Below are 25,028 nucleotides of genomic sequence, written 5' to 3' on the forward strand. Positions count from 1 at the left end.
CTGACCGGTTAGATGAAACAGCGCGGCGCTCACTCCGTCGCCCCAAGCGTTACAAGGTTACGACATCGAACGCCACATCGGGGTTCACATCGGCATCGTAGTCCACATCGTCACGTTCGAAGCCAAACAGCTTCAGGAACTCATGCTTGTAACCAGCATAGTCGGTAATGTCGAACAGGTTCTCGGTGGTGACGTTTGGCCACAGGTCCTGACAGGCTTTTTGAACGTCGTCACGCAGCTCCCAGTCGTCCAGACGCAGACGGCCCTGCTCGTCGGTGGCCATCTCACCGGGCTGACCTGAGTAGAGGCGCTCGCCGAACAGACGGTTCAACTGGTCGATGGTGCCTTCGTGCAGGCCCTGCTCTTTCATGATGCGGTACACCATGGCGATGTACAGCGGCATCACCGGAATCGCCGCGCTGGCCTGGGTAACGACGGATTTCAGCACCGCCACGTTGGCACCGCCGCCGCTCTCTTGCAGCTTGGCATCGATGGCCGCCGCTGCGCGGTCCAGGTCTTCCTTGGCTTTCCCCAGGGCACCGTGCCAGTAGATCGGCCAGGTGATTTCGGTGCCGATATAGCTGAACGCCACGCTGCGGGCACCTTTGGCCAGCACGCCTGCGTCTGCCAGAGCGCTCATCCACAGCTCCCAGTCTTCGCCGCCCATCACGGTGATGGTGTCGTCGATCTCTTGCTGCGTCGCCGGCTCCACCTCGGCTTCGATGATCACGTCCTTGTTGGTATCGATGGCCGTGGCGCGGTAGGTCTCACCGATGGGCTTCAGGCTGGAGCGCTTGAGCTCGCCGGTATCGGGCATCTTGCGCACCGGCGAGGCCAGTGAGTAAACCACCAGGTCGATCTCGCCCATGTCCTGCTTGATCAGCTCGATGGCTTTCTCGCGAGCTTCATGGGAGAACGCATCGCCGTTGATGGACTTGCTGTACAGCCCTTCCTGCTTGGCAAACTTGTCGAAGGCCGCGCTGTTGTACCAGCCCGCCGTGCCGGGCTTCTTCTCGCTGCCGGGCTTTTCGAAGAACACGCCCAGGGTATCGGCACCGTAGCCGAAGGCCGCCGTGATACGCGCCGCCAGGCCGTAGCCGCTGGAAGCCCCGATCACCAGCACTTTCTTCGGGCCCTGGTGCTTGTCCAAACCACGGGCGCGGGTCGCTTCGATCTGTTCGAGAACGTTCTGTTCGCAGCCTTTAGGGTGAGTAGTGGTGCAGATAAAGCCCCGAACTTTCGGTTTAATGATCACATTGGACCCCTTCATCGGATGAGTATCATCGGAGCACCCTCGTGCTCACTTGCCAGTAGGCGCTATTCTAGCGGTCTCGGCGCGCCCTGTCCGCTCTTGAGGTTATGGGGGATTCACGGCAGGATAGCGCCCTGCCCACTTCCTGCCGATGAGAACCGTGATGAATGCACAGCAGCTAGTCGATGAACGCGGCGACCTCTGGTTGGCGCTCGCCCCGCTTTGGCTGGACCGCGAACCCACCGAGCGCGACTACGCCCGCATGATCGAGGTCATCGAACAGCACGGGCTACCGCTCAAGGAGCTCGAGTGGGTGTTCCGTATCGAGCTGGCCCCGGTGCTGTCACGCCATCAACTGTCGGTGGCCAGCGAGTGGCGCAAGTTCGATGATTACAAGCTGATGAAGCAGCTGGTCAATCACAACCTGCGCCTGAAGGGTTGGCGGCGCAAAACCTGGGCGCTGTTTTCGGGCTTGACCACCATGATGGTACGCCACCGTTGGAACGACCTGATGCAGCGGTTGATGGTCAGCCGGGGCGAACTCTAGCCCCTTCACGCCTTGTCCAGCGCCGCCTCCACGGCCAGGCGAAGGCGCGGGCCGTGGTCTCGTGGGCCAAAACGCGCCAGCACTTGCCCGTCTCTGGCGACCAGAAACTTGGTGAAGTTCCACTTGATGGCCCGCGTGCCCAGCACGCCTGGCGCTCCCTGCTTGAGCAGCGTAAAGAGCGGATGCGCGTTGCCCCCGTTGACGTTCACCTTCTCCATGAGCGGAAAGCTGACCCCGAACTGCTGCTCCCCGAAGGTGCAGAATGCTTCGGCGCTTTCGGGCGACTGCCGCCCAAACTGGTTGCAGGGAAAACCCAGCACGGTAAAGCCACGGTCACGGTAGCGTTGGTAAAGGCTTTCCAGCTCCTTGAGCTGGGGGGTAAAGCCACACTGACTGGCGACGTTGACCACCAACAGCACCTGGCCGCGCAGCGCACGCAGATTGAAGGGCTGGCCCTGATGGGTGTAGCAATCCTGTTCGTAAATGCTCATCACACACCCTCTTGCTATCGTCTGACGCTACCTTGCCACGAGGCGGCCTGCCAGCACCAGCCCGGCGGCTCACGCCTGCGCGAATTTTCCACCATGGCCGCTTATAGCAGTGGCCCCGCCACGACCCTCAGCGCCAGCGCGATCAGCAGCACACCGGTAACACGGTTGACCCAGTGGGCGTGGCGCTGCAGCCAAGGCAGCACCCGCGAGTGCGACAGCCCCACGGCCACCAGCACGTACCAGCCGCCATCGATGACCATCGCCGTGGCCACGATGATGCCCTTGGCCAACGGGCTCATGTCCGGCGTCACGAACTGACTGAGCAGGGCCACGAAAAAGATGATCAGCTTGGGATTGCCCAGAGCCACCAGCACCGCTTCTCGGGCCGCCTGGCCTGGCGTGGTGGCCACCGCATTGGCCGCCAGCGAGCTGGCGCGCCCGGCCCGCAAGGCTTTGATCCCCAGCCACGCCAGGTAGGCGGCCCCACCCCAGGTGATCAGCTGAAAGACCTCGGGGTGGCGTACCACCAGCGCGCCCAGCCCCAGCACGGTCAACAGGGCATAAAAACCCACGCCCAGGGCATGGAACACCGCCGCGGTCACGCCGGGCAGCCGCCCGCCCCCCAGGGTGTGGCGCAGTACCAGCGCAAGGCTTGGCCCCGGGGACATGGCCCCCATGGCACAGATGGCGGCCAGCGATAACCAGAGCGTCAGCGGCATGCGTTTCTCCATGAGTCCAGCGGTTGATCAGCGCACCAGTATACGCCAGCTCAAGCGCAGTCGGGTGGCTGCCTGGGCTGCGCGTCGTGGAATCCTCCCCCGGCCTTGAATACGGCCTTAAATAACGCTGTTAGCATGGTACGCTGTTGGGTAAAATTTTCCTTTTTCAGAACGTTCGGCAACGCCGATCAATGACGCCTGCCGTGCAGGCAGTTCATGGTTAATAAAGGACTTCAATATGGGTAGGGCGTTTCAGAACCGTAAGGAATCCATGGCCAAGACGGCCGCTGCGAAAACCAAGGTGTACAGCAAGTACGGGCGTGAAATCTACGTCTGCGCCAAAGCAGGGGGCACCGACCCCAATGGCAACCTTGCGCTGCGCGGCCTGATGGAGCGTGCCAAGAAAGATCAGGTGCCATCCCACGTCATCGACAAGGCCCTCGACAAGGCCAGCGGTGCCGGAGGCGAGGACTTCTCGCCCGCTCGTTACGAGGGCTTCGGCCCCGGCAATGCCATGGTCATCGTCGACTGCCTCACCGACAACCCCAACCGCACCTTTGGCGATGTGCGCGGCTGCTTTACCAAGACCAAGAGCAAGATCGGCACGCCGGGCAGTGTGAGCCACATGTTCGATCACTGCGCGATCTTCTCGTTTACCGGTGGCGATGAAGAAGCCGTGCTGGAAGCGTTGATGGAAGCCGACGTGGACGTCACCGACATCGAGCAGGAAGACGGTCGTATCACGGTATTTGCTCCGAACACCGATTACGCCAAGGCCAAGCAGGCACTGCTGGACGCCTTTGGCGAGATCGACTTCGAAGTGGATGAAATCCAGTTCCTGCCACAGAACACCACGCCGGTGGAAGGTGACGACGCCGCCATGTTCGAAAAGCTGCTGAACATGCTCAACGAGCTGGACGACGTGCAGAACGTCTTTCACAGCGCCGAACTGCCGGAAGAGAACGCCTGAGCGGCTAGCCCTTCAGCGCATCATCAGGAACGAAAATCCACCCTTCGGCCGTCGGCATCTCCGCTGGCGGCCAGGCAACCTGCTGGGGCGCATGCTCCAGTGCCCAGGCCAGCAACGCACACTGCCATGCATCGTGCATGTCCTGCTGGCGGGGGGTGGGCTGGTGCAGCACCGCCTGCCATTGGGCCGGGATCACGCAGCGCTGGCGCAAAGCGGCAAAGCCCTTGGAGCGTTTGGCGGGGGATGGATACCCCTCCACGACAGTCAGCTCCCCCTGCTCGCTCTGCCACTGACCGCACGCCACGCTATGCGGCGCAAAACGCGCCAGCACGTGCATGCCTTTGGTGGCCTGGCTGCCAATCATGTCTTTGATGGGCGATAGCGGCGTGACGCCACGTTCGAACAGCCAACGCTCGGTGTGTCGGTAGAGATAGGGATTTTCCTGAGAGCGGCCCAGTGCCGCGACGGCTTCCCCTCTGGCCAGGGCCAGCAGTGCCTGCGGCAGCGCCAGTGGTGTATCCACCGCCATGAAGACCCGTTCACCACCGTCCGCCATGTGCTGGCAGAGCCCCAACAGGCGCGTGATCAGATCACCAGGCGAGGCGGCGTCATTGAGCGTCTCGCGCAGATTGCCCCGCCAGGGCGCTCCCACCAGGGTCAGTGACGCATCGAGTACCACCAGCGCATCTCGGCTGGCCGGGTTATGGTCGCAATTCCAGCCGCCCACGTCCCAGCCGATGTAGAGCTTCTCGTCCTGCGCCTTCATGTCCGCCCCGCGCCCTGGGCATCCATCAGCATCTCAGGGGACAGTAGCGCGGGACGAATACCGGCATCGCTCAGAATCGCCTTGCCGCGTACCGTCAAATCGGTCACGAACAGGAACTGCTGACGCGGATCGACGGGATAAGCACGGATGCGATAGTGCGTTCCCCAGGGTTTCTCCTCGGCCACGACGATGATGGGCTTGTCGAACGTCAGGTAGGCGCTGGTCAACGCCACGTCGCGCAGCGCCTGGCGCACCCAGCCGCCTTCGTGCTCGGGGTGCAGGTAGAAGCTGGCCACACACTGGAGGCTGGCGCCGCCATTGTTGGCGTTGTAGATGGCCGAATCCCAAAGCTTCAAGTGCGGCACGGCCACCAGATCATCGTCCGGCGTTTGAATCTCTACCGTACGCATCCCCACATGCTTGACCTCTCCGTAGGTGCCTTCGATATTGACCCAATCTCCGGGCCGATAGGGCAGCTCGACGGCAGAGACCACGCCCGCAATCAGGCTGCTGACATACTCCTTCAGGGCAAAACCGATGGCCAGGCCTATGGCCCCCAACAGCGTCACCATGTTGCGTAAAGAGGGCTCGATGACGATGGGCACCGCAACGGCCAGGACCGTGATCAGGATCAGCAGACGCGTCAGTGGCACCAGCGCAAAAACCCGAAACCTGATCGGGCCATGCAACCGATTGGCCAGCCAGTTGAGCCCCCGCTGGCTGGCAATGATCAGCACGATGGCACCTGCCAGCAGCAGCCCCAGCGTGATGAAGGCTTCGCTGTCGAGTTCGTTAAACAGGCGGGCATACTGTTCGTGATCGTCCATGGGGGCTCCTAAAGCGGGTCTACCAGGTAGTGTCTCGATTCCAGCAGTTGCCGAACGCTGGCGTAGCTCAAGGGTGCTACCTGCCACCGCCCCTGATGGCAGTGCAGCATGCCGCGACTGGCCAGCGCGAACCGAACGCTCACTATCTCGTGTTCCGAGAAAGGCAGCACGTGGGCCAACGCCTGATCCTCCAGCCCCCCATGGATCAACAGGGTGTGCAGCAGCAGGGTGGCCAGATCGCCGGTGTCGGCGGGGAGCTCCGCATCCGCCAGCGTATCCAGCAGCCATAGCGATGTTTCGCCATGATCGGAACGGTTGCCCGAGTGAGCGCGGGCGTCCTCGGCCGGTTCACGCAGGCGCTCACGCCAATAGTGCCAGGCAATTCCCAGGTGGCCGCGACTATGGGCCGCCAACTGCTGGAGCTCCTTGAACACGCCCTTTTGTTTGGGGGAGTCCTCCAGCACGGGCTGGCGAGTACGGGTGCTGTAAACGGGCGGGCACTGGCCTGCAGCCTGGGAAAAATAGTCCGCCAGCTGTGCGCCTTCTAGCCCTTGCAGCGCCAACACGGGAACCCCTTCCAGCCCAACGGCCTGCTTCAGAAAGGCGTAACTCCAGCTATCACACCCCAACACGCCCTGCCCCAGCCGCCCGCCCTGGGCACGCTCCACCAGCGCGCGCACGCCCTGCAAACCGTAGGCATGACGCAGGAAATGCCGCTCCAGCGCCGGAATGGCCCAGCGCTTTGCCGGGGCAGCCGCCGTTACCCACGCCAGCTCTCCAGCCATGCGCTCGGCAAAGGTAGGCACCTCCAGGCACTCGATGCCGTGCTGGCCCGCCCAGTGGCCAACGATATCCGCATGCCCACCGTGGGGAGGCGACACGAACAGCACCAGCGGTGCCTCTTGATAGGCGGCCAGCGCCCGATGCAAGCTCATCGCGGCAGGCGTCCAATCCACCGGAGGCGCCCAGTGGGCGAGTTTCACTTCCGGCAAGGCGCGCAGCTCACTCTCCAGTGCCGCCTGACGCCTGTCAGCACGGTTTCCCAGCATCCAGGCAGTGGCCACGCGCCAACTGCGCTGCCACTGGCTGGCCTGGGTATGCTGCGGTGTTTGAAAGGCTTCCAGTTCCACTACTTCCCACGGAGCTGGCGCTGCATTCGTCGGGCCTTGATCCATATCGCGCCTCGCGCCGGTAAAGTAGATCAAGATTAGCATGCCCCACGTACGACCACGCAGATAGCCGAACTTATCGTCTAGAATAAAGTCGTTAGGATAAGGCCAATACATTGATGAGCGATGCGCAGGAGGCAACGATGAGCGTGGTTGACGTCACCAGGGAAGAGCTACACGAGAAGCTTGCGAAGTGCATTGCTGGGGAGCGGGTGCTGATCGAACAAGACGGTAATCGGTTCAGCGCGCGCATACAGCATGTGGGTATGACGGGGGTCAAAGTGATCCCGGAGACCTTCATCAAGAACAGCACCGGTGACCCCGGGGATATAGATGGTGTCACCGTGCCCTACGATGATATCTGGGAGCTCGAGGTCAAGGGCGTGGTATTCAGCTGCAAAGCGTAGCGAGCCCGTTCAGCGTCATTCCCTTTTCGCTGGTATGAAACACAACGCCCGCCACCAACGCCCGCCATAGTGGCGGGCGTTGTGCTTGTCGCTATCTGACACGGGCTTGATCTGCTCGGGTTCGATCACTTTGCCTTCGATCAAGCGGTCACCCGATCAATAGCTGAGGCAGATTTTACCGAAGTGCTTGCCAGACTCCTGATGACGAAACGCATCCGCGATATCGGCCAGCGCAAACTCCCGGTCGATCACCGGCTTCAGATTGGCTGCCTCGATCGCCTTGATCATCTCCATCTGATGGCGGCGGCTGCCCACGATCAGCCCCTGCAAACGTGCCTGCTTGGCCATCAGCTTTGCCGTGGGCACCTCGCCTTCACGGCCGGTCAGCACGCCGATCAGCGAAATGTGCCCGCCGATTTTCACGGCGTCGATGGATTGCGGCAAGGTGCCCGGCCCACCGACTTCCACCACGTGATCGACCCCTTCACCGTGGGTCAACTCCAGCACGCGCTTGCCCCACTCCGGCGTGTCACGATAGTTGATGGTGTGCTCGGCGCCCAGTTCACGCAGGCGCTCCAGCTTGGCATCGGACGACGAGGTGGCGATGACCCGGGCGCCCATCAGCTTGGCAAACTGCAGAGCAAAGATGGAGACGCCCCCGGTGCCCAGCACCATCACGCTATCGCCCGCTTTCAGCCCGCCGTCTACCACCAGTGAACGCCAGGCGGTCAACCCCGCCGTGGTCAGCGTGGCGGACTCGGCATGGCTGTAACCCTTCGGCTGGTGGGTGAACCAGTTGGCCGGACGCACCACCTGCTCACGGGCATAGCCATCGACGCCATCGCCGGGTGTGGTGGCAAAATCGCCTACCCGAGCGGGGCCTTCCAGCCAATCGGGGAAGAACGTCGAGACCACTGCATCACCGACGGCAAACTCCTCTACTCCCTCGCCCACGGCCTCCACGACCCCGGCCCCATCCGACATGGGGATACGGCCATCAGCGGCAGGGATCATCCCCGCCACCACGGCATAGTCATGGAAGTTCAGCGAGCTGGCGTGCAGGCGCACCTTGATCTCGCCTGGGCCGGGCTCGCCGGGCGCAGCGAGGTCGACGACATCGAGGTGGTCCAGCCCACCGGGGGCGCGTAGCTGTATGGCTTGCATCATTATCTCCTTTGCATGCGCCAAAAATAGGCGACCGGTCTAGTATTGACTCTCTACGGCTACATGGGGGTCGCCTGTTCAGAATCAAGGTCATTGCCCAAAAAACCGCCCGACTGGCGCTGCCACAGGCCGGCGTAAATGCCGTTGCGGGCCAGCAGTTCCTGATGGGTGCCGCTCTCTACCAGGCGGCCTTCATCCACCACGATCAAGCGATCCAGCATGGCAATGGTCGAAAGCCGATGGGCAATGGCGATGACGGTCTTGCCTTCCATCAGAGCATCCAGCTGCTCCTGAATGGCGGCCTCCACTTCGGAGTCCAGCGCCGAGGTGGCTTCGTCCAGCACCAGAATAGGCGCATTCTTGAGCAGTACCCGAGCAATGGCGATGCGCTGACGCTGGCCCCCGGAGAGCTTGACGCCCCGCTCGCCCACATGGGCATCCAGGCCCCGGCGCCCCTGCGGGTCGACCAGATCATGAACGAACGTATCGGCATGGGCGCGGCACACCGCCTGCCACACATCGTCGTCGCTGGCCTGCGGGCTGCCGTAACGAATGTTGTCGCGCAATGAGCGATGCAGCAGTGACGTGTCCTGGGTGACCATGCCGATCTGGTGGCGCAGCGACGTTTGGGTGACCTCGGCAATGTTCTGACCATCGATCAGAATGCGCCCTCCCTGCAGGTCGTAAAAACGCAGCAGCAGGTTCGCCAGGGTCGACTTACCCGCCCCGGAGCGGCCAATCAGGCCGATCTTCTCGCCGGGCCGAATGGTCAGGCTCAGCCCGTCGAACACGTGTCGGCTCTGCCCCTTGGCCTGAGCATACTGGAAGCGCAGGGCGTCGAAGACGATTTCGCCTTTGGGCACGCTCAGCGCCTTGGCGTTGGGGGCATCCTTGACCGTCGGCTGCTGGGCGATGGTGTTCATGCCATCCTGCACCGTACCGATATTCTCGAACAGCCCGGCGACCTCCCAGAGAATCCAGTCCGACATGAAGCGGATACGCATCACCAGCGCAATGGCAATGGCCAACACCCCCAGCGAGATCGCCTCCAGGAACCAGGCCGCAATGGCCATACCGGCGGTGCCGACCAGCAGCAGCGTATTGAGCAGCGTCAGGCAGACACTCATCACCGTGACCAGCCGCATCTGACGGTGTACGGTGATCATGAAGCCTTCCATGGCATCCTTGGCGTAGCGCTCTTCGCGCTGGGTGTCGGCAAACAGCTTGATGGTCTGAATGTTGCTATAACTATCGACGACCCGGCCGGTCATCTGCGCACGGGCATCCGCCTGGGCCATGGAAACGTCCCGCAGGCGCGGCACGAAGTAGCGCATGATGCCCAGATAGCCCACCAGCCAGGCACCCAGCGGCAGCAGCAGCCAGGGGTCGGCCCGCCCCAGCAGAATCGCCGCGCCGGTAAAGTAGACGATGGCGTAGACCATCAGGTCCATGACCTTGGTGACGGTCTCCCGCACGGCCAGCGCCGTCTGCATCACTTTCTGCGACACGCGCCCGGCAAACTCGTCCTGATAGAACGCCAGACTCTGGCTCAGCATGTGGCGATGCGAGAGCCAGCGGCCGATCATTGGGTAGTTGCCAAAAATGCTCTGGTGGGTGATCAGCGACTGGCCCAGCACCAGCAGGGGCAGCCCGACCACTACCGCCAGCCCGACGCCCGCCAGCCACAGCCCGTGCTGCGCCCAGAAGTCGGCCCGCTCGACCCGGCCCAGCCAATCCACCAGCTCGCCCATGTAGCTGAAGAACATCACCTCGGCGGCTGACACCACGGCAGTCATCAGCGACATCAGCAGCAGCCAGGGCCAGACTGGCCGCGAAAAGTGCCAGATAAACGGCAGCAGCCCGTGGGGAGGCGTCGACACCTCACCTTCCGGGTAGGGGTTTACGCGGCGTTCAAAAAACTGGAACAGCGGCAACAGCAGGCGTGACAACATGGGAAGTCCTTGACGAAGGAGCCTTTGAAGAGAGCCGAATGGCGTCTGTCAGTGCGCTCGGCGGCGGCTCAACAGCCAGCGCGCCCAGAACGGCGCGAACACCATCAGAGTAATCATGCGCAGCAGGTGATGAAATGCCACGAAGACCGGGTCGATATCCAGGGCAACGGCCAGAATCGCCATTTCACCGATGCCGCCAGGGGCCAGCGCCAGCAGCGCCACATCTCGGCCCACCCCCACGGTACGATGAATGAGTTCGGCGAATACCGCCAGGGCCATCAGGGCCAGCAGGGTCGCCACGCCCGATTGCCACAGGTAGCGGCCCAGCAACCTGCGGGTCATGCCCTGGAAACGCGAGCCAATGGCACTGCCCAGTACCCACAGCATCAGGTTCATGCCCCACTGGGGCAGCGCCAGGCTGGCCATGTCCAGCCCCGACAGCAGGGCGGCCATGAGCAAGGGAGTCAGCAGCGCCGAGCTGGGGATGCGCAGCCAGCGGCCCAGCGGTATCAGCAGGGGAATGGTCAGCAGCATCCAGCCGTGTTCCAGCGACGAAGCGGCTGGCCCCAACGAGCCTTCGCCCCCTTCAAAGGCCCAGAACAGCGGTGGCAGGAAGAGAATGACCAGAATAATGCGCAGCGACTGGGCAACGGCGATGCGCTGAGGGTCACCACCACACTTTTCGCCCAGCAGAATCATTGCCGTCATCGCGCCCGGAGCGGCACCAAACCAGGCGCTCACCGGGTCGAACCCGCAGCGCCGGTACCAGGCCGAGGCCACCGCCGTGGAGGCGGCCACCCCGAGCAGCAGCAGCGCCGCCGACAGCGGCCAGTCCAGCACACGATGTGCCAGCTCCGGCGTTACCTGGCTGCCCAGCACCAGCCCCATGACGGCCAGGAACACGTTGCGCAGCGGCTCGGGCACTGCAACGCTGGCGCCCTTGGCGGAGGCCAGCAGATTGGCCACCAGCGGGCCCAGCATCCAGGCCAGGGGAAGGTTCAGCAGTTGAAACAGCAGGCCGCCCAGGGCGCCGACACCCAGCGACACAGCCAGCGCTCTGGCACTTGCTGCACTGAAACGACTTCCCTTCACGCGCCCCTCCCTGAAACGTGACCTACTCAAGCACCGGCGACTGGCCGCCGACACCCGCGCATGTCGTTACCCTGCTAATGGATAGCCTAGTGTACACGATATCGGCGGCTAGTCTTCGTCGTCATCACCGCGCAGGCGCGCCAGGCGTTCGGCTTCTTCTTCCTTGGCGTCGTCAATGACTTCCATCAGCTCTGCCACGTTGGCAATGTGGCTGTCGAACTCGAAGTGGCCGGTCAGCTGGCTTTCGGGGTGCAGCTCGCCGGACTCATAGAGCGCCCACATCTCCTTGCCGTAGTGGGTGTCCAGCAGCTCCGGAGCAAAACGGCCAAAATAGGCGCGCATGTTGTTGACGTCGCGCTCGAGCATGGCGGCGGCGCTGTTGTTACCTGCGGCATCCACCGCCTGGGGCAGGTCGATGATGACCGGGCCGTCGGCATCCACCAGCACGTTGAACTCGGATAAATCGCCGTGGATGAGACCGGCACACAGCATACGCACCACGTCCTGGATCACTTTGGCGTGATAGCGCAGCGCCTGCTCGTGGGTCAGGGTGACATCGTCAAGGCGCGGGGCCACGTCGCCTGCGGCGTCGGTGATCATCTCCATCAGCAGCACGCCATCCACGAAACCATAGGGCTTGGGAACCCGCACGTCGGCAGCGGCCAGACGATACAGCGCGTCCACCTCGGCGGTGAGCCACGCCTGTTCCTGCTCTTTCTGACCGTAGCGGGTCTTCTTGGCCATGGCCCTCGCGCGGCGGCTGTTGCGCTCCTTGCGCCCTTCCTGATACTGCACCGCCTGCTTGAAGCTGCGCTGCTTGGCCTCCTTGAAGACCTTGGCGCAGCGCGTCTCGTCACCACAGCGTACGACGTACACCTGCGCTTCCTTGCCGCTCATCAACTGCATCAGCACCTCATCGATCAGGCCATCGTCGACCAGGGGCTGTAATCGTTTGGGTGTTTTCATGGCTTGCTGCGCTGATCCTGTTAGTGACGAATGCGGCGCACTCGGAAAGCACGCCCCTTGAGTTTATCCCGCTCCAGCTTGGCCTGGGCGCGTTGAACGGCACCGCGCTCCACCGCCACGTAAGCGCTGCGGGCCAGTACCTTGATCTTGCCCACCTGATCACCCCGCAGGCCGCCTTCACTGGTCAAGGCGCCCAGAATGTCGCCAGGGCGCAGCTTGTCTTTTTTGCCACCTGCCAGCTGTAGCGTGGCCATGGGTGGCTCGAACGGAGTGCTGTCGGACGCTTTGGGCAGCGGCTCGGTGGTCAGCGGCTCGCCCAGCAGCTCCGCAAGGCGTTCGAGGCGATACTGCTCCTGCGGGGTCACCAGCGTGCAGGCGATACCGCTGGCACCGGCACGCCCGGTGCGCCCGACCCGGTGAACATGAACCTCCAGCTCGCGGGCGATCTGGTAGTTGAAGACGGCATCCAGCTGGGCGATGTCCAGTCCACGGGCGGCCACGTCCGTGGCAACCAGAATCGACGCACTCTGGTTGGCGAACAGCACCAGCAACCGATCACGATCCTTCTGCTCCAGGTCGCCGTGCAGGGCCACCGCACTGAAACCCGCATCGACCAGGCTATCGGCCACCGCCTGGGTTTCGCGCTTGGTGTTGCAGAACACCACGCTGGTGGTGGGGCGCGTGGCCAGCAGCAGCTGTTTCAGCGCCGCAAAGCGTGCGTCGTCGTTGGCCACGGCGTAGAAGTGCTGCTCGATGGTGGTGGCATCGTGGGTCTCTTCCACCTTGACGCTGACCGGGTCGCGCATGACACCCCGTGTCATGATGGCCAGGCCTTCGGTCGACTGCTCGTCCGGGAAGGTGGCGCTGAACAGCAGCGTCTGGCGGTCGGCAGGCGTGTCGGCAATGATGTCGTCGATGGTGGCTTGAAAGCCCATATCGAGCATGCGGTCGGCTTCGTCCAGCACCAGGGTGGTCAGTGACCCCAGCGTCAGCGAGCCTCTGCGCAAGTGCTCGTCAATGCGCCCCGGCGTGCCCACCACGATATGCGCACCGTGCTCCAGGGAGGCCAGTTGCGGGCCAAAGGCGGCGCCGCCACACAGCGTCAGCACTTTCACGTTGGCCATGCCGCGCGCCAGACGGCGCAGCTCTTCGGCTACCTGGTCTGCCAGCTCCCGGGTCGGGCACAGCACCAGCCCTTGCACGCTGAACGCTTCCACCCGGAGCTGAGAGAGCAGCGCCAGGCCAAACGCGGCGGTCTTACCCGAGCCGGTCCTGGCCTGGGCCATCACGTCGCGGCCCGCCAGCATGGGCGGCAGGCTCTGCGCCTGAACCGGCGTCATCTGGTGATAGCCAAGGGAGTCCAGCGTGGCAAGCAGCGCAGGCGACAGCGCAAGAGATGCAAAAGAGGTATCTGACACAAGAAATTCCTGAAGGGGCATAAGGCCCAGCGATTCGATAATGTGAAGCACCATACCAGAAAGCGCCCTGCCCTGCCTGACTGGGAGCGGGCCGCCCTTGGCATGGCGTCAGGCTTTGTACGAAAAGTCGGCGAGCGATGGCCAGACAAGGCAAAAATCGGCGAAAAGACGGAGTTTACAAGGTGTAAATGAGTACTTTGATCGGACTCGCGCACGAGCCGATTTTTAACGCCGTATGGGCGAGCGTAGGCAGTTTTCGTACAAAGCCTAGGCGGAGAGCGCCGCGAATTGCCCTTGGCTCAAGGCCGCCAGGTCATCGGGGGAGAGCTCGATCTCCAGCCCGCGGCGCCCGGCACTGACATACAGCGTGGGCCACGCCTTTGCAGAGGCATCGATGAAGGTGGGTAAACGCTTTTTCTGGCCCAGCGGGCTGACGCCGCCCAGCACGTAACCGGTGCTGCGCTCCACTGCTTCCGGCGCTGCCATCGCCGCCTTCTTGGCCCCTGCGGCCTTGGCAATCTGCTTCAGCCCCAGCTGGCAATCGACCGGTACGATCCCCACGGCCAGCTGCTTGCCATCCAGGCTGACCACCAGCGTCTTGAACACTTGTGCCGGTGAAACACCCAGCTTTTCGGCGGCTTCCAGGCCGTAGGACGTGGCCGCTGCATCATGTGGATAGTCGTGTACCTGAAAGGCAATGCCTGCTTGCCGTGCACTATTGATGGCCGGGGTCATGGAGGTCTCGTGAGTTGAAGCGGTGGACATCTCATCGTCTACTGCCAAACTTAATAGCGTGCCAACGCTTTGGCAGTCAACCGACAGGCAGGCACGCCACGCAAGGGGAAACCACAAAAACGCGAAGCGTGAGTACCGCGCCAGCACGCAGGCTGGCGCGAGGCTTTAGGTGCCTTCGCTCAGGGGCAAGGCACCACGCGACGCAGGGTATCCTTGGCCCATAGCGTCTGGCCATCCGGCGTGCGGCCGTGCTCGTTCCAGCGCTCGGTGGTTTCCAGGCAGTAGGAGCCTGCATCTTCCGTGCGCGGGTCAGCGCTGGCGGGGCGCTCGCCACCGATACGCATGACGTCCGGGTTATCCGTGGTGTAACGGGGGGCAACGGTATTACTGGCACAGCCAGCCACCAGGACGGTAGCCAGCAGTACGGGCAAACAGCGGCGCAATGGCATGTTTTTACAACCCTCACAAGCAGTGATAAACCGACACCAGTTGTCGGTAGCGCTAGATACCACTCGCCCAGCGCCACCGTCAATCTTTTTTGATGCGGGCTCAGGTCACCAGTGTAATGCTCATGACCGGGCGCAAATTACGCTGCTTGCAGTGCTGTTCGACGCTTTCCACGATCTCTTCGGCGTCATCGATCTGCTGCTTGTCCAGTTGGATATCCACCATCAGGAAACTGCCCACCTGGGCCAGGCGCACATCGTCGTCGGCAATATCGAAATCCGCCACTTCCTGAATCACTTCCTGACGCACGCTGCCCACGGGCTCACCGAACATCAGCTCACGCAAGGCATCCTTGACCATGCGAATCGGCATGGGCAGGAAATAGCCCGCGATAATCAGCACCATGACCGGGTCGGCGAAGCGTGCCAGATGCGCCCAGGGCGTCAACGTCAGCCCCCAGGTCAGCGCGAACCCCAGCATCACGGCGGCACTCAGCCAGGTATCCATCTGCCACTGACGAAGCTCGGCATTCAATAGCGAAGACTGGGCAACCCGCGCATGACGCGCCAGCCACCACCACGTCACCAGACACCCCGTGACGTTGACCACCCCAAAGATCAGAGCCAGGTCCAGGGTCACCAGGCGACCTCCCTGAGCCAGGCTCCACAGCGCCGAGACCAGCGAAAACAGACAGACCAGGGCAATCACCACGCCTTTGAGCAGCACTGCCAACGGCTCTACCGTCAGCCGCCCAAAGGGGTAGTGATCATCAGCGGGCTTGCGCGCCTGCTGAAGGGCAAACAGCGACAGCGAGGCCAGCACTAAACTTAATAGCGAATAGCCGCTGTCGAAGAGTATCGTGATCGAGCCACTGGCCAGACCGAGCGCAAGGCCGGTAAACGCGAACAGACTGGCAGAAATAGCGGAAAATCTGAGCGCACGGCGCTCTGCGATGAAGGGGGTCACGCGAATTGCTCCATGAAAAGTAGGTATAGCGCGGGGTATCATAGGGAGACCTGCTACGTTAAACCAATCGCTCAGCGCCAATATTATTGGCACCCAGGAAGGCAACATCATGCGCGCAGAACAGGTGGAAGCGTTTATCGAAGTGACCGAACACGGCTCCTTTGCGGCGGCGGCTCGGCATACCGGCATGAAACGCAGCACGCTCAGTGCGGCCGTGAACGCCCTGGAAGATAGCCTGGGGGTGGCGCTGTTCGAACGCTCGGGCAACAGCCTGCAGCTCACGGCGGTGGGCGAAAGCGTGCTGCCGGACTGCTACCGCCTGCTGACCAGTGCCAGCCGGATCAAGAAGCATTGCCAGCAGCATTTGCAAGGCGTCGAGAGCCAGCTGTGCATTGCCCGCGACGATGCGCTGCCCGAAGCCTTCTGGCGTCAGGTCATGCACGAACTGAAGCAGCGCTACCCGCTGACCGCCATTTCGGTGTACCTGCTGCCCCCGCAAGAGCACCCGCAGTTCGTGGTGCGCCAAACCGTGGACATCGCTTTCGGCCTGTATACCGCCGAGGGCACCACGGTGAAGGCCAATCATCTGGCACCGGTCAGCATGAGCCTGGTGGCCGCTGCCGATCACCCGCTCAGCCGCCTGCCCAGCGTCACTCGAGATGATCTGGCCCAGTACACGCAGGTGTGCCTGACCTTCGACCAGGGCGACAGGCTGGTCAGCGAAGCGCTGTTTTCGACCAACTACCTGGGGTTGACGATGTTCGAGGTGATCCGTGATGCGGCGATCAACGGCACCGGCTGGGCACTCCTGCCCTACCCGTTGGTCAAAGAAGCATTGGCCAACGGCCAGCTCTGCGCGCTCAATCATGACCTGGCGCTGGAGAGCCACTACTACCGCTACGTGGAGGGAGAAAGCCTTGGCGTGGTAGCCACCGCGCTATTGACCAGCGTTACGCGTTTTCTGAGCGCGACCCGCTAGGCCTCGAACGTCATCGCAATATGGATCAATGACTGCGTTGAAATAACGCTGTGGCGAAAATGGCCAAAGCCTTCCACGCTATAAGCAAGTACTTAACAAGGAGGAGCAGGACACGCTAGCGAAGCGGCACAGGTAAGTGTCATCCAAGCGTAAAGAGCATCTGCCAGTGTCGGTATTGCCGTCAACCAAGGAGTAGTTTCCGCGATGGTACGACTCGATAAGAAAGCCACCAGGCTGTATGTGCTAGATACCAACGTCCTGATTCACGACCCCGCCGCGCTCTATCATTTCGATGAGCACGATGTGGTCATCCCCATGACCGTGCTTGAAGAGCTGGACAAGCACAAGAACGGCATCCGTGAAATTGCCCGCACCGCTCGCCAGATCAGCCGCACCCTGTCCGACCTGACCAATCAGGTCACCTTCGATGAAATCCAGAAAGGCATCCCCATTCCGCGTATCAGCGGGGAGTCCGGTCGGCTGCACTTTTTATGCTACAACGACCTGAAGCCGTTCGACGCGCTGGATGACAGTCCCGACAACCGCATCCTGGCAGAGACCTGCCGCCTGCGTGACGAGCGCCCGGATGCCTCGGTGATTCTGATCACCAAGGACATCAATCTTCGCGTCAAGGCTGCCGCGCTGAAAGTGCCCGTCGAGGACTACCTCAACGACCGCGCCTTCTCCGATAGCGATGCGATGATCGAAGGGGCCAAGGTGTACGAGGCCGCAGGCCTGGGCGGTGCCTCGCTTTGGGAAAGTCTCAACGTGGAGGTCAATGTCGAGCGCGTCGCGCACCACACTTTCTACCAGCTCAGCGGCACCATGCCCCGGGACTGGCATGTGGGCATGCTGGTGTCGGATAGCGAAAACGGCGCGGAATTCGAAGCCATCGTTCGGGAGCTATCGCCCTCCTCTGCCCGCTTGCAGCTGCTTACCAACTACCGCCACCACGCGGGCGTCTGGGGGGTGCACGCCCATGACAGCCGCCAGAACTTCACCCTCAACCTGCTCATGGACCCCGAGATCGACCTGGTGACCATTGCCGGTAATGCGGGCACCGGTAAAACCTTCATGACCCTGGCCGCCGCGTTTCAGCAGACCCTGGACAGCAAACACTTCGAGCGCATCGTGTTCACTCGAGCCCCCATTCCCATGGGCGAAGACATCGGCTTTCTGCCGGGCACGGAAGAGGAAAAGATGTCGCCGTGGATGGGGGCCTTCCATGACAATATGGATAACCTGCTGCGCAACGAGGAGGGAGAGTCGAGCTGGGACAACGGTGCCACGCGGCAGCTGATCGGCTCGCGAGTGCAGATCCGCTCGCCCAGTTTCATGCGCGGGCGCACGCTCAACGATACGTTTCTGATCATCGACGAGGCGCAAAACTTTACGCCCAAGCAGCTCAAGTCGCTGGTGACGCGAGCAGGGCGTAACACCAAGATCGTCTGCCTCGGCAACGTGGGACAGATCGACACCCCCTACCTGACCGCCAATACCTGCGGCATGGCCGCCGTGGTGGAGCGGTTCCGGGATTGGCCCCATGCAGGTCACATAACGCTGAAAAGCGTCGAGCGCTCACGGCTGGCACTGGCAGCAGAAGAGCTGCTTTGAACAGCCGCTAACGTCCCCACCCACCCTCCAACCCACGACCGCCCAGCCTGGCTGGGCGGTCGCCGCTGCTCAATCCTGAGAGTCGCGATCCTGCCAGGGGGTCTTCACGCCCACCGTATCCGCGGCAAAGGCGTCTCTTTCACCCAGCGGGCGCGGCTCGCCAGTGGTGGTGTCCTGGTAGGTCTGGCGCTCCATTTCGCAGTTGATCTCGGCCCCCAGCAGCACCACGAAAGCCGACATCCAGAACCACAGCATCAGCGCCACTACGGCGCCCAGTGAACCGTAGAGCTCGCTGAACGTGGAGAAGTAGCGCACGTAAAGCGACAACCCCCCAGATCCCAGCAGCCACGTAGCGGTAGCCAGCAGCGTGCCGTAGCTCAGCCAGCGCCACTTGGCCGCGCGACGGTACGGTGCAAAGCGATACAGCAGCGCAATCAGCAGGCTCATCAGCACCAGCAGCGCTGGCCAGCGCAGCCACTGCAGTAGCCTGTCAAAGGGCGGTTCCACCATCAGCCACTCCACCAGCATGGGCACCACGGCAATGAACCCAAGCGACACCAGCGTCATGCCGATGAGCCCGAACGTCAGCGCCACCAGCACGACCAGGCGCAACAGTGCGGGCCGCTTCTCACGCTCGCCGTAAACCACGTTGAGCCCCACCACCAGCGCCGACACTCCTTTGGAAGCGATGTACATGGCCACCAGCAACCCAGCCAGGGCGGCCATGACGTTGCCACGCTGGGCACTTTCCACCACCTCCTGGGCCTGCTGGTCGATCAGGTTGGCCGCATCGGGCGGCATGAAACGGCTGATTTCATAAAGCTGCCGCCCTGCTTCTACCGGGTCGAACAGCAGCCCCCAGATGGAAATCACGGCGGCGATGGTGGGGAACAGCGCCAGCAAGGCGTAGAACGCCACGCAGGCAGCGTACATGGTCACCCGGTCTCGGCGGGCCGCCCTCAACACGCGCCAGCCGATATCCAGCCAGCCCTGTCGGGGTATGTCATCCGGCGTCACGGCCTGACGCCCTCGGTCTTCCTGGTATGCTTGCGACCCCGTCTGCGGCTTGCTCATGCCAGCCCCTCCCACATCAACAGTAGCGCCAGCAGCACGGCCATGGCCATCATCAACCCGCTGCCGTGCTGGCGCAGCCAGGGCTCTGCATCCAGGCTTCGCCTGAGCAGTTGCATGACAGCGCGCTCGAAAGCCAGACCGCGCGCCACCGACGCAGCTTTGACGCGCCCCAGCGTATCACTGAAGCGCTGACAGCCCTGCAGGGCATAGCCTGCCAGCGGCGCGTATAGCCACCATAGATCGCCCGCTGGCGGTGGAGAAACTTTCACACGCTGGCGCAGGGAAAGTGCTACCACCAACGCCAACAGACCCACCGGGAAAGGCCAGACGATCCCGGCCCACTCGGCCAACGGCGGCACCTCGGCACCGTGCAGCGGCAGCCACAGCGGGGTGGCCAGCGCGGCCACCACGGCGGCCAACCAGGCGCCCCACTGCATGGGGTGGCTGCCCCCGCTCTTGCGCAGCTGCCACTGCCGCCACAGGCAAACGCTCACCAGCAGCGAGGTGCCCACGGCCGCCCAGGTCAGCAACAGCACCAGCGTGGTCAGTTGGGCATCGTAAAGTACTGACTTGACTCCCCACTTGCTGACCAGCCCGGCAGCCAGGGCACCTGTCAGCGATACGCCCGGCAGCGCCATCAGCGCAAACACAAGTGGTACGCGCCAGCGGGGCATGTGTTCGCTGACGCTGGTCCCCATGAACAGCGCCCCTTTGGCCAGCGCATGATGGGCCGCAAACAGCACCAGCCCGGGCAGCAGCAGTAGCCACGCCTGAGGCACCGTCAACCCGGTGCCTACCAACGCCGTCAGCATACCCATCTGGCTGATACTCGAATAGGCCAGCACGGCCTTGGGGTGACGCTGCCACACACCATACAGGGCAGCCCCGAACGCGGCGGCCAGCCCCAGCGCCATCATGGTCTGGCCCAGCAGTACCAGTTCAGGTGCCAGACCCGACTCGCCCAAGGGCAGCACGTTCAGCCAGCCCAATAGCCCGGCCTTGATCATGGCACCGCTGAGCACCGCGCTGGCAGGCGCAGGGGCGACCGGGTGGGCCAGCGGAAGCCACACATGCAGCCCCACCACCCCGGCCTTGACGCCAAACCCCAGCCATAGCAGCAGTGCCATCCAGGCACCGTGCTCCGAGCGGGCAATGGCCTCGCGAACGCCCTCCAGGGTCAAGGTGTCGATGGAGCCAGCCGCCCATAGCAGCCCCCCCAGAATCAGCCCTTCGCCCAGCACGGCGAGGATCAGGTAGGCTCGAGCCCCCAGCCGTGCCTCGGCGCTGCCGCTATGCACCACCAGCGCGTAAGCGGCAAAGGTCATGAGCGCAAAGCCCAGGTAAAAACTGGCAATGTCCTGGGCAAGGATCAGCAGGACGTTGCCCAGCAGGGCCAATGGCCACAGCAGCGTCAACCGCTGCAAGCGCCGCTGGGCGTCGTCATCGCCCCCTCGGGCCAAGGCTTCTTCGGCGGCAAAGTAGCCCCGGGCATGCAGCGCTGCCAGGCTCCATAGCAGCGCGCTGAAGGCCAGCCAGGGGCGGCTGAGCGCATTCAGCTCCCACCAGCCCCCCAGCATCCAGGCTTCCAGCACCCAACGGCCTTCACCCATATAAGCCAGCAGTAACGCAGGCCAGGCGGCGCTGACCCACAGCCACGAACAGTAGCGCCGCTGCGCTGACGGGGTGCGGTAGGCATGCCATACCGCCCCGGCAGCCACGCACAGCGGCCAGAGCAAGGCCACGACCAGCAGCAGTGTCGTCATCATGGTAGATACTCCCCTACCGCCACCCGCGTTGCCCAGTCCAGGGGGCTAAACGGCAAGCCTGCCAGCAACCCGGCCCCCAGGCTGGCCAGCGCGGTAAACACGGCTGGCCACAACAGCCAGCCATGGGTTTCCAGGCGCCCCAGACGCTGCTCGTTGGGCCACGCACCCACCCCGTGACCGGGCCCTTGCCGGAACCAGAGTCGATGCAGGATCGGCAGGAAGTAAATGGCGTTCAGCGTGCTGCTGGTCACCAGTACCGCCACCACCCAATACATCTCGGCCTGAATGGCGCCAATGCCCAGGTACCACTTGGTGATGAACCCCGCAATGGGCGGCAGCCCGATCATGCCCAGTGCCCCCACGGTAAAGGCCAGACTGGTCAGCGGCATGCGCTTGCCAGCACCGTCCATCTCATCGATGCGGTGAATGCCCAGCTCTTCGGCGTAGTTGCCCGCGCAGAAAAACAGCGTGACCTTCATCAGCCCCTGGTGGAGCAGATGGGCGAGCGCACCGATAGTGCCGAAAGGCCCAAACAGGCTGACCCCCAGAATCACATACGACACCTGACTGATGGTCGAGAAGGCCAGTCGTGGCTTGAGCTCCTGCTGGGCGATGGCCCTCAGCGAGCCGTAGATGATGGTGATGGAGGCCGCGATGGCCAAGGCCGTGGTCACCCCCAGTTCGACGCTCAGCTCGATACCGTAGAGGTCATAGATCACGCGGAGAATGCCGAAGGCCCCCGCCTTGACCACCGCCACGGCATGCAACAGCGCGCTCACCGGCGCAGGCGCCACCATGGCTCTGGGCAGCCAGCCATGCAGCGGCACCATGGCCGCCTTGACCGCCAGGCCGCCGACCAGCAGCGCGAAGATCAGCGTCAGTAGGCCACGGTGGTCGGTCAGGTAAGGCGACAGCCCCCGCTCGGAGGCAAAGGAGTGGTCGCCTGTCAGGCTATACAGCAGCACGACCCCCAACAACAGCACGACCCCGCCGGTCAGGGTGTAACGCAAATACACGCGCCCTGCCGCCAGCGCCTTGGCGGTGCCCGAATGCACTACCAGCGGGTAAGTCGACAGCGTCAACAGTTCATAGAAGATCAGGAAGGTAAACAGGTTACCGGAGAGCGCAATGCCCAGCGTGCTGGCCACGCAGAGGCTGAAAAAGCCAAAGAAGCGCTTGCGGTTGGCCGCATGCTCCAGGTAGCCAATGGCATACACCGTGGTGCACAGCCAAAGCAGCGATGAGAGCCCGGCAAACATCACGCCCAGCGCATCGGCGCGCAGCACGAAATCGACGCCTTCGACAATCTGGAAGCTGAACGTGTCCTCGTAGCCTTCCGCCACGCGCCCGACCATCAGCACGACCAGCACGATCTTGCTGACCGCCGCCAGCAGGTTGATGCCGGTACGCCAGCGCCGCGCCTCTTCGGGTAGCGCAAAGATGGCCACGGCGGCCAGCAGAGAGGTCGCCAGTGTGGTCAGCGGTAACCAGGCTGCGTTCATGCGCCACCTCCTTGTAGCAGGGCCAACGGCCAGTGGGCCAACAGACCCAGCAGCAGCGCGGCCAGGGCGAGCGCCAGTGCCACCGCATCCATGCCCGGTGCCAACGGCTGGTAGTCATGGCGCGGTGCGGTTTCATCGAACGAGTAGCGAAAGACCCTGAACACATAGGCCGCGGTCAGCAGGGTGCCCACCAACAGGGCGGCAACGGCAAGCCACTGCTGAGTGAGCACCATGGCCTGCAGCAGCAGCCACTTGGCCGTGAAACCGCTGCTGGGTGGCAGGCCCATCAGCGTGATGGACGCGATGCCGAACGTCAGCAGCGAGAGCGGCAGTCGGCGGCTGGTGCCCGCCAGCGCCTGCAGAGCGCTCTTGCCGGTGGCCAGCAGCAGATTGCCGGCCGCCAGGAACATCGCCGCCTTGGCCAGCGAGTGCCCCATCAGCTGTAGCCAGAACCCCTCCCAGGCCAGCGCCTGGGGCAGTGGCGAGGTTTGCGGCCCCAGCAGTAGCGGAAATGCCACCATCAAATAGCCCAGCTGGCCCACCGTGGACGAGGCGATCAGGGTTTTCAGCGACGCTGCCCGCCATGCCACCAGCCCGCCCCACAGGATGGCCGCCATCCCCAGCCAGCCCACCAGCTGCGGGGCCAGCCGGGTATCGGGCAGCAGCACGCTCCACACCATCAGCAGAATGAACAGCGAGGCCTTGATGACCAGCGCCGCGTGCAGTGCACTCACCGGCGTCCAAGCGTTTTCGTGCACCGGGGTCAGCCAGCCATGTAGCGGAAACAGCGCCGCCTTCAGCGCCAGCCCCGCGCCTATCAGCGCCGCCGCAATCCAGCTCACCGGGCCTGGCTCGACCACCTGGGCCAGGCCCATCAGCGTCAGTTCCCCCCAGTACCCCAGCAGCAGGGCAATGCCCAGCAGGAACGCCAACGACCCCACCAGGGCCAGCAGCAGGTAGCGCATACCGGCCTTGAGCGCACTGCCCTTGCCCGACAGCAACAGCATGCCGACGGCGGCCAGCCCCATTAGCTCCAAGGCGGCGTAGAGCGTCAGCAAATCGGCCGCCATCCAGATCAACGACAGCGTGCTCACCAGAACGCCCATGAGCGGCCACAGCCATCGCCCCTGAGGGCCAGGCCGGGAAAGCGCCAGGTGCCCGGGGGTATACAGCGCGGCGGCCAGCGCGACCCATTGGGTAATCAGCAGCATGAAACCGCTCACGCCACTGAAGCGCAGCGCCAGATCCACCCCTGCCAGCTGCCACTGCCAGCGCAACACGCCCGCCTGCTGGGCATCCATGACCAGCCACAGGCCCGCCACCAGCACCGGCGTACAGGCCAGCAGGATGGGCACCATGCGCGCGGGACGCAACCAGGCCCCCAGCAGGCCTATCAGGGTAGGTAGCAGCAGAACGACCAGCAGCGCCCAGTGGCTTGACCACAACGGGTCCAGAGCGCTGTCATACAAGCCAAAACGCCAGCTCATTGTGAAGCCTCACGGGTTGCCTGGGAGTCTGACGGCTCATCGACCAGCGCCGACACCCCTTCCAGCTGCAGCAGATGTCGTATCAACAGCACGCCCAGCAGGGTGCCCAGCCAGGCAATCAGCAAGCCCACGCCAATCAGCGCCTGGGCATTGGGCAAGGGGCCCGCCATGCCTGCCAACAGCAGAAACACACCCGACCCCAGAACGTTGAAGGCCATCAGCCGACGCAGCCAATGTCGATGCAGTGCAAAAGCCCCCATGGCCGCCGAGACCATGACCACCGCCGCCAGCATCAAGGGGTGTTCGCTCAACGAGTAGGCCATGTCGGGCAAGAGATAGCGCAGCGCGGCGCCGATCATCACGCTCCACGCCAGCGCCAGCAGCCCACGGCTAATGACATGCCCGGCCCCGTGCTGCACTCGGTCGTAGTGGGCAGCCTCCGGGTGAGCCGAGGGAAATGCCTTCAGGGCATAGAAGAAGCTGCCGCCGGTGAGCGCGCCGCCCAGCACCAGCTCCATCAGCCCCAGCCAGGGCGCCTGCCACTGCCACCAGGCCAGACTCATCAGCAGCGTAAACAGCAAAAACAGCCGACAGGTCCGCAGCAGGTGGCGGTCCAACAGACAGTCAAGCGCCACTGCCACCAGGCAGAGCGCCAGCCCAGCTTCCAATATATCCACCGACATCATGAAGTGCCCCCGCCTATCCTGTGCATTGGCCA

24 protein-coding genes are annotated in these 25,028 nt (G+C 63.3%); 5 read left to right on the plus strand and 19 right to left on the minus strand.

The genetic code is table 11. From position 1 onward, the window contains the following. Positions 1-49: 49 nt before the first annotated feature. A complete protein-coding gene (gene fabV, locus B7L72_RS02545; RefSeq protein WP_026002006.1) occupies positions 50-1,255 on the minus strand; it encodes an enoyl-ACP reductase FabV in 1,206 nt (401 codons plus the stop codon). A gap of 160 nt (positions 1,256-1,415) precedes the next feature. Here fabV and B7L72_RS02550 point away from each other — a divergent pair, with 160 nt between their 5' ends. Further along, entirely contained in the window at positions 1,416-1,799 is a 384-nt protein-coding gene (locus tag B7L72_RS02550) for a DUF7079 family protein (protein ID WP_039175751.1), read from the plus strand. A gap of 5 nt (positions 1,800-1,804) precedes the next feature. On the opposite strand, the gene B7L72_RS02555 is transcribed toward B7L72_RS02550, so the two are convergent. After that, positions 1,805-2,290, minus strand: coding sequence for a glutathione peroxidase (locus B7L72_RS02555; RefSeq protein ID WP_016916405.1), 486 nt, complete (start codon positions 2,288-2,290; stop codon positions 1,805-1,807). Between the two features lie 101 nt (positions 2,291-2,391). Then, positions 2,392-3,009 (minus strand): LysE family translocator, encoded by a 618-nt coding sequence (locus B7L72_RS02560; protein ID WP_139788418.1) that lies wholly within the window; start codon positions 3,007-3,009, stop codon positions 2,392-2,394. Between the two features lie 238 nt (positions 3,010-3,247). Between B7L72_RS02560 and B7L72_RS02565 the strand changes: the two genes are divergently transcribed. Beyond that, positions 3,248-3,979, plus strand: a complete 732-nt coding sequence (locus tag B7L72_RS02565) for a YebC/PmpR family DNA-binding transcriptional regulator (protein ID WP_016916403.1) — start codon at positions 3,248-3,250, stop codon at positions 3,977-3,979. A 4-nt stretch (positions 3,980-3,983) separates the two neighbouring features. Here the strand turns inward: B7L72_RS02565 and B7L72_RS02570 are convergent, their stop codons facing one another. Genes B7L72_RS02570 through B7L72_RS02580 form a run of 3 tightly spaced genes read right to left on the minus strand, consistent with a single transcriptional unit; the run spans position 3,984 to position 6,747 of the window. Further along, the gene (locus tag B7L72_RS02570) at positions 3,984-4,745 is read right to left on the minus strand and encodes a hypothetical protein (RefSeq protein WP_016916402.1); all 762 of its coding nucleotides are present in this window, start codon (positions 4,743-4,745) and stop codon (positions 3,984-3,986) included. Then, positions 4,742-5,572, minus strand: coding sequence for a mechanosensitive ion channel family protein (locus tag B7L72_RS02575; RefSeq protein ID WP_081192370.1), 831 nt, complete (start codon positions 5,570-5,572; stop codon positions 4,742-4,744). Before B7L72_RS02575 ends, B7L72_RS02570 begins: the two co-directional genes overlap by 4 nt. Positions 5,573-5,580: 8 nt before the next feature. Continuing rightward, positions 5,581-6,747 carry a hypothetical protein gene (locus B7L72_RS02580; protein ID WP_081192819.1) on the minus strand — a complete coding sequence of 389 codons (1,167 nt, stop codon included), beginning with the start codon at positions 6,745-6,747 and terminating at the stop codon, positions 5,581-5,583. A 137-nt stretch (positions 6,748-6,884) separates the two neighbouring features. On the opposite strand from B7L72_RS02580, the gene B7L72_RS02585 reads away from it, so the two are divergent. After that, a complete protein-coding gene (locus B7L72_RS02585; protein ID WP_016916399.1) occupies positions 6,885-7,148 on the plus strand; it encodes a hypothetical protein in 264 nt (87 codons plus the stop codon). 156 nt (positions 7,149-7,304) lie between these two features. Here the strand turns inward: B7L72_RS02585 and B7L72_RS02590 are convergent, their stop codons facing one another. The 8 genes from B7L72_RS02590 to B7L72_RS02625 form a co-directional block, all read right to left on the minus strand. Continuing rightward, complete coding sequence (locus tag B7L72_RS02590) at positions 7,305-8,312, minus strand: zinc-dependent alcohol dehydrogenase family protein (protein WP_081192372.1); 1,008 nt, start codon at positions 8,310-8,312, stop codon at positions 7,305-7,307. A 59-nt stretch (positions 8,313-8,371) separates the two neighbouring features. Then, a complete protein-coding gene (locus B7L72_RS02595; RefSeq protein ID WP_081192374.1) occupies positions 8,372-10,264 on the minus strand; it encodes an ABC transporter ATP-binding protein in 1,893 nt (630 codons plus the stop codon). 48 nt (positions 10,265-10,312) lie between these two features. Beyond that, complete coding sequence (locus B7L72_RS02600) at positions 10,313-11,356, minus strand: AbrB family transcriptional regulator (RefSeq protein ID WP_081192376.1); 1,044 nt, start codon at positions 11,354-11,356, stop codon at positions 10,313-10,315. 108 nt (positions 11,357-11,464) lie between these two features. Next, a complete protein-coding gene (locus B7L72_RS02605) occupies positions 11,465-12,322 on the minus strand; it encodes a PA4780 family RIO1-like protein kinase (RefSeq protein ID WP_081139037.1) in 858 nt (285 codons plus the stop codon). Between the two features lie 20 nt (positions 12,323-12,342). After that, positions 12,343-13,740: an ATP-dependent RNA helicase DbpA gene (dbpA, locus tag B7L72_RS02610; RefSeq protein ID WP_081192821.1), complete on the minus strand. Its 1,398-nt coding sequence runs from the start codon at positions 13,738-13,740 to the stop codon at positions 12,343-12,345. A 267-nt stretch (positions 13,741-14,007) separates the two neighbouring features. Continuing rightward, entirely contained in the window at positions 14,008-14,475 is a 468-nt protein-coding gene (gene ybaK / locus B7L72_RS02615; RefSeq protein WP_081139034.1) for a Cys-tRNA(Pro) deacylase, read from the minus strand. 179 nt (positions 14,476-14,654) lie between these two features. After that, the gene (locus B7L72_RS02620; RefSeq protein WP_016916391.1) at positions 14,655-14,924 is read right to left on the minus strand and encodes a hypothetical protein; all 270 of its coding nucleotides are present in this window, start codon (positions 14,922-14,924) and stop codon (positions 14,655-14,657) included. A gap of 100 nt (positions 14,925-15,024) precedes the next feature. After that, positions 15,025-15,888, minus strand: a complete 864-nt coding sequence (locus B7L72_RS02625) for a cation diffusion facilitator family transporter (RefSeq protein ID WP_016916390.1) — start codon at positions 15,886-15,888, stop codon at positions 15,025-15,027. A 109-nt stretch (positions 15,889-15,997) separates the two neighbouring features. Here B7L72_RS02625 and B7L72_RS02630 point away from each other — a divergent pair, with 109 nt between their 5' ends. Together B7L72_RS02630 and B7L72_RS02635 are read left to right on the plus strand one after the other, a co-directional pair. Beyond that, on the plus strand, positions 15,998-16,867 hold the full coding sequence (locus B7L72_RS02630) for a LysR family transcriptional regulator (protein WP_016916389.1): 870 nt from the start codon (positions 15,998-16,000) through the stop codon (positions 16,865-16,867). Between the two features lie 204 nt (positions 16,868-17,071). Next, positions 17,072-18,481: a PhoH family protein gene (locus B7L72_RS02635; RefSeq protein WP_016916388.1), complete on the plus strand. Its 1,410-nt coding sequence runs from the start codon at positions 17,072-17,074 to the stop codon at positions 18,479-18,481. A 69-nt stretch (positions 18,482-18,550) separates the two neighbouring features. Here the strand turns inward: B7L72_RS02635 and B7L72_RS02640 are convergent, their stop codons facing one another. Genes B7L72_RS02640 through B7L72_RS02660 form a run of 5 tightly spaced genes read right to left on the minus strand, consistent with a single transcriptional unit; the run spans position 18,551 to position 24,996 of the window. After that, a complete protein-coding gene (locus B7L72_RS02640; RefSeq protein ID WP_081192378.1) occupies positions 18,551-19,555 on the minus strand; it encodes a YihY/virulence factor BrkB family protein in 1,005 nt (334 codons plus the stop codon). Further along, a complete protein-coding gene (locus B7L72_RS02645; protein WP_081192380.1) occupies positions 19,552-21,321 on the minus strand; it encodes a proton-conducting transporter transmembrane domain-containing protein in 1,770 nt (589 codons plus the stop codon). The genes B7L72_RS02640 and B7L72_RS02645 overlap by 4 nt, the downstream gene beginning before the upstream one ends. Further along, positions 21,318-22,823 (minus strand): complex I subunit 5 family protein, encoded by a 1,506-nt coding sequence (locus B7L72_RS02650; protein WP_016916385.1) that lies wholly within the window; start codon positions 22,821-22,823, stop codon positions 21,318-21,320. Before B7L72_RS02650 ends, B7L72_RS02645 begins: the two co-directional genes overlap by 4 nt. Next, positions 22,820-24,310: a complex I subunit 5 family protein gene (locus B7L72_RS02655; RefSeq protein ID WP_081192382.1), complete on the minus strand. Its 1,491-nt coding sequence runs from the start codon at positions 24,308-24,310 to the stop codon at positions 22,820-22,822. The genes B7L72_RS02650 and B7L72_RS02655 overlap by 4 nt, the downstream gene beginning before the upstream one ends. Then, positions 24,307-24,996 carry a hypothetical protein gene (locus tag B7L72_RS02660; RefSeq protein ID WP_081192384.1) on the minus strand — a complete coding sequence of 230 codons (690 nt, stop codon included), beginning with the start codon at positions 24,994-24,996 and terminating at the stop codon, positions 24,307-24,309. Before B7L72_RS02660 ends, B7L72_RS02655 begins: the two co-directional genes overlap by 4 nt. Positions 24,997-25,028: the final 32 nt, after the last annotated feature.

The organism is Halomonas sp. BC1 (assembly GCF_002078135.1).
GTDB classification, from domain to species: domain Bacteria; phylum Pseudomonadota; class Gammaproteobacteria; order Pseudomonadales; family Halomonadaceae; genus Vreelandella; species Vreelandella stevensii.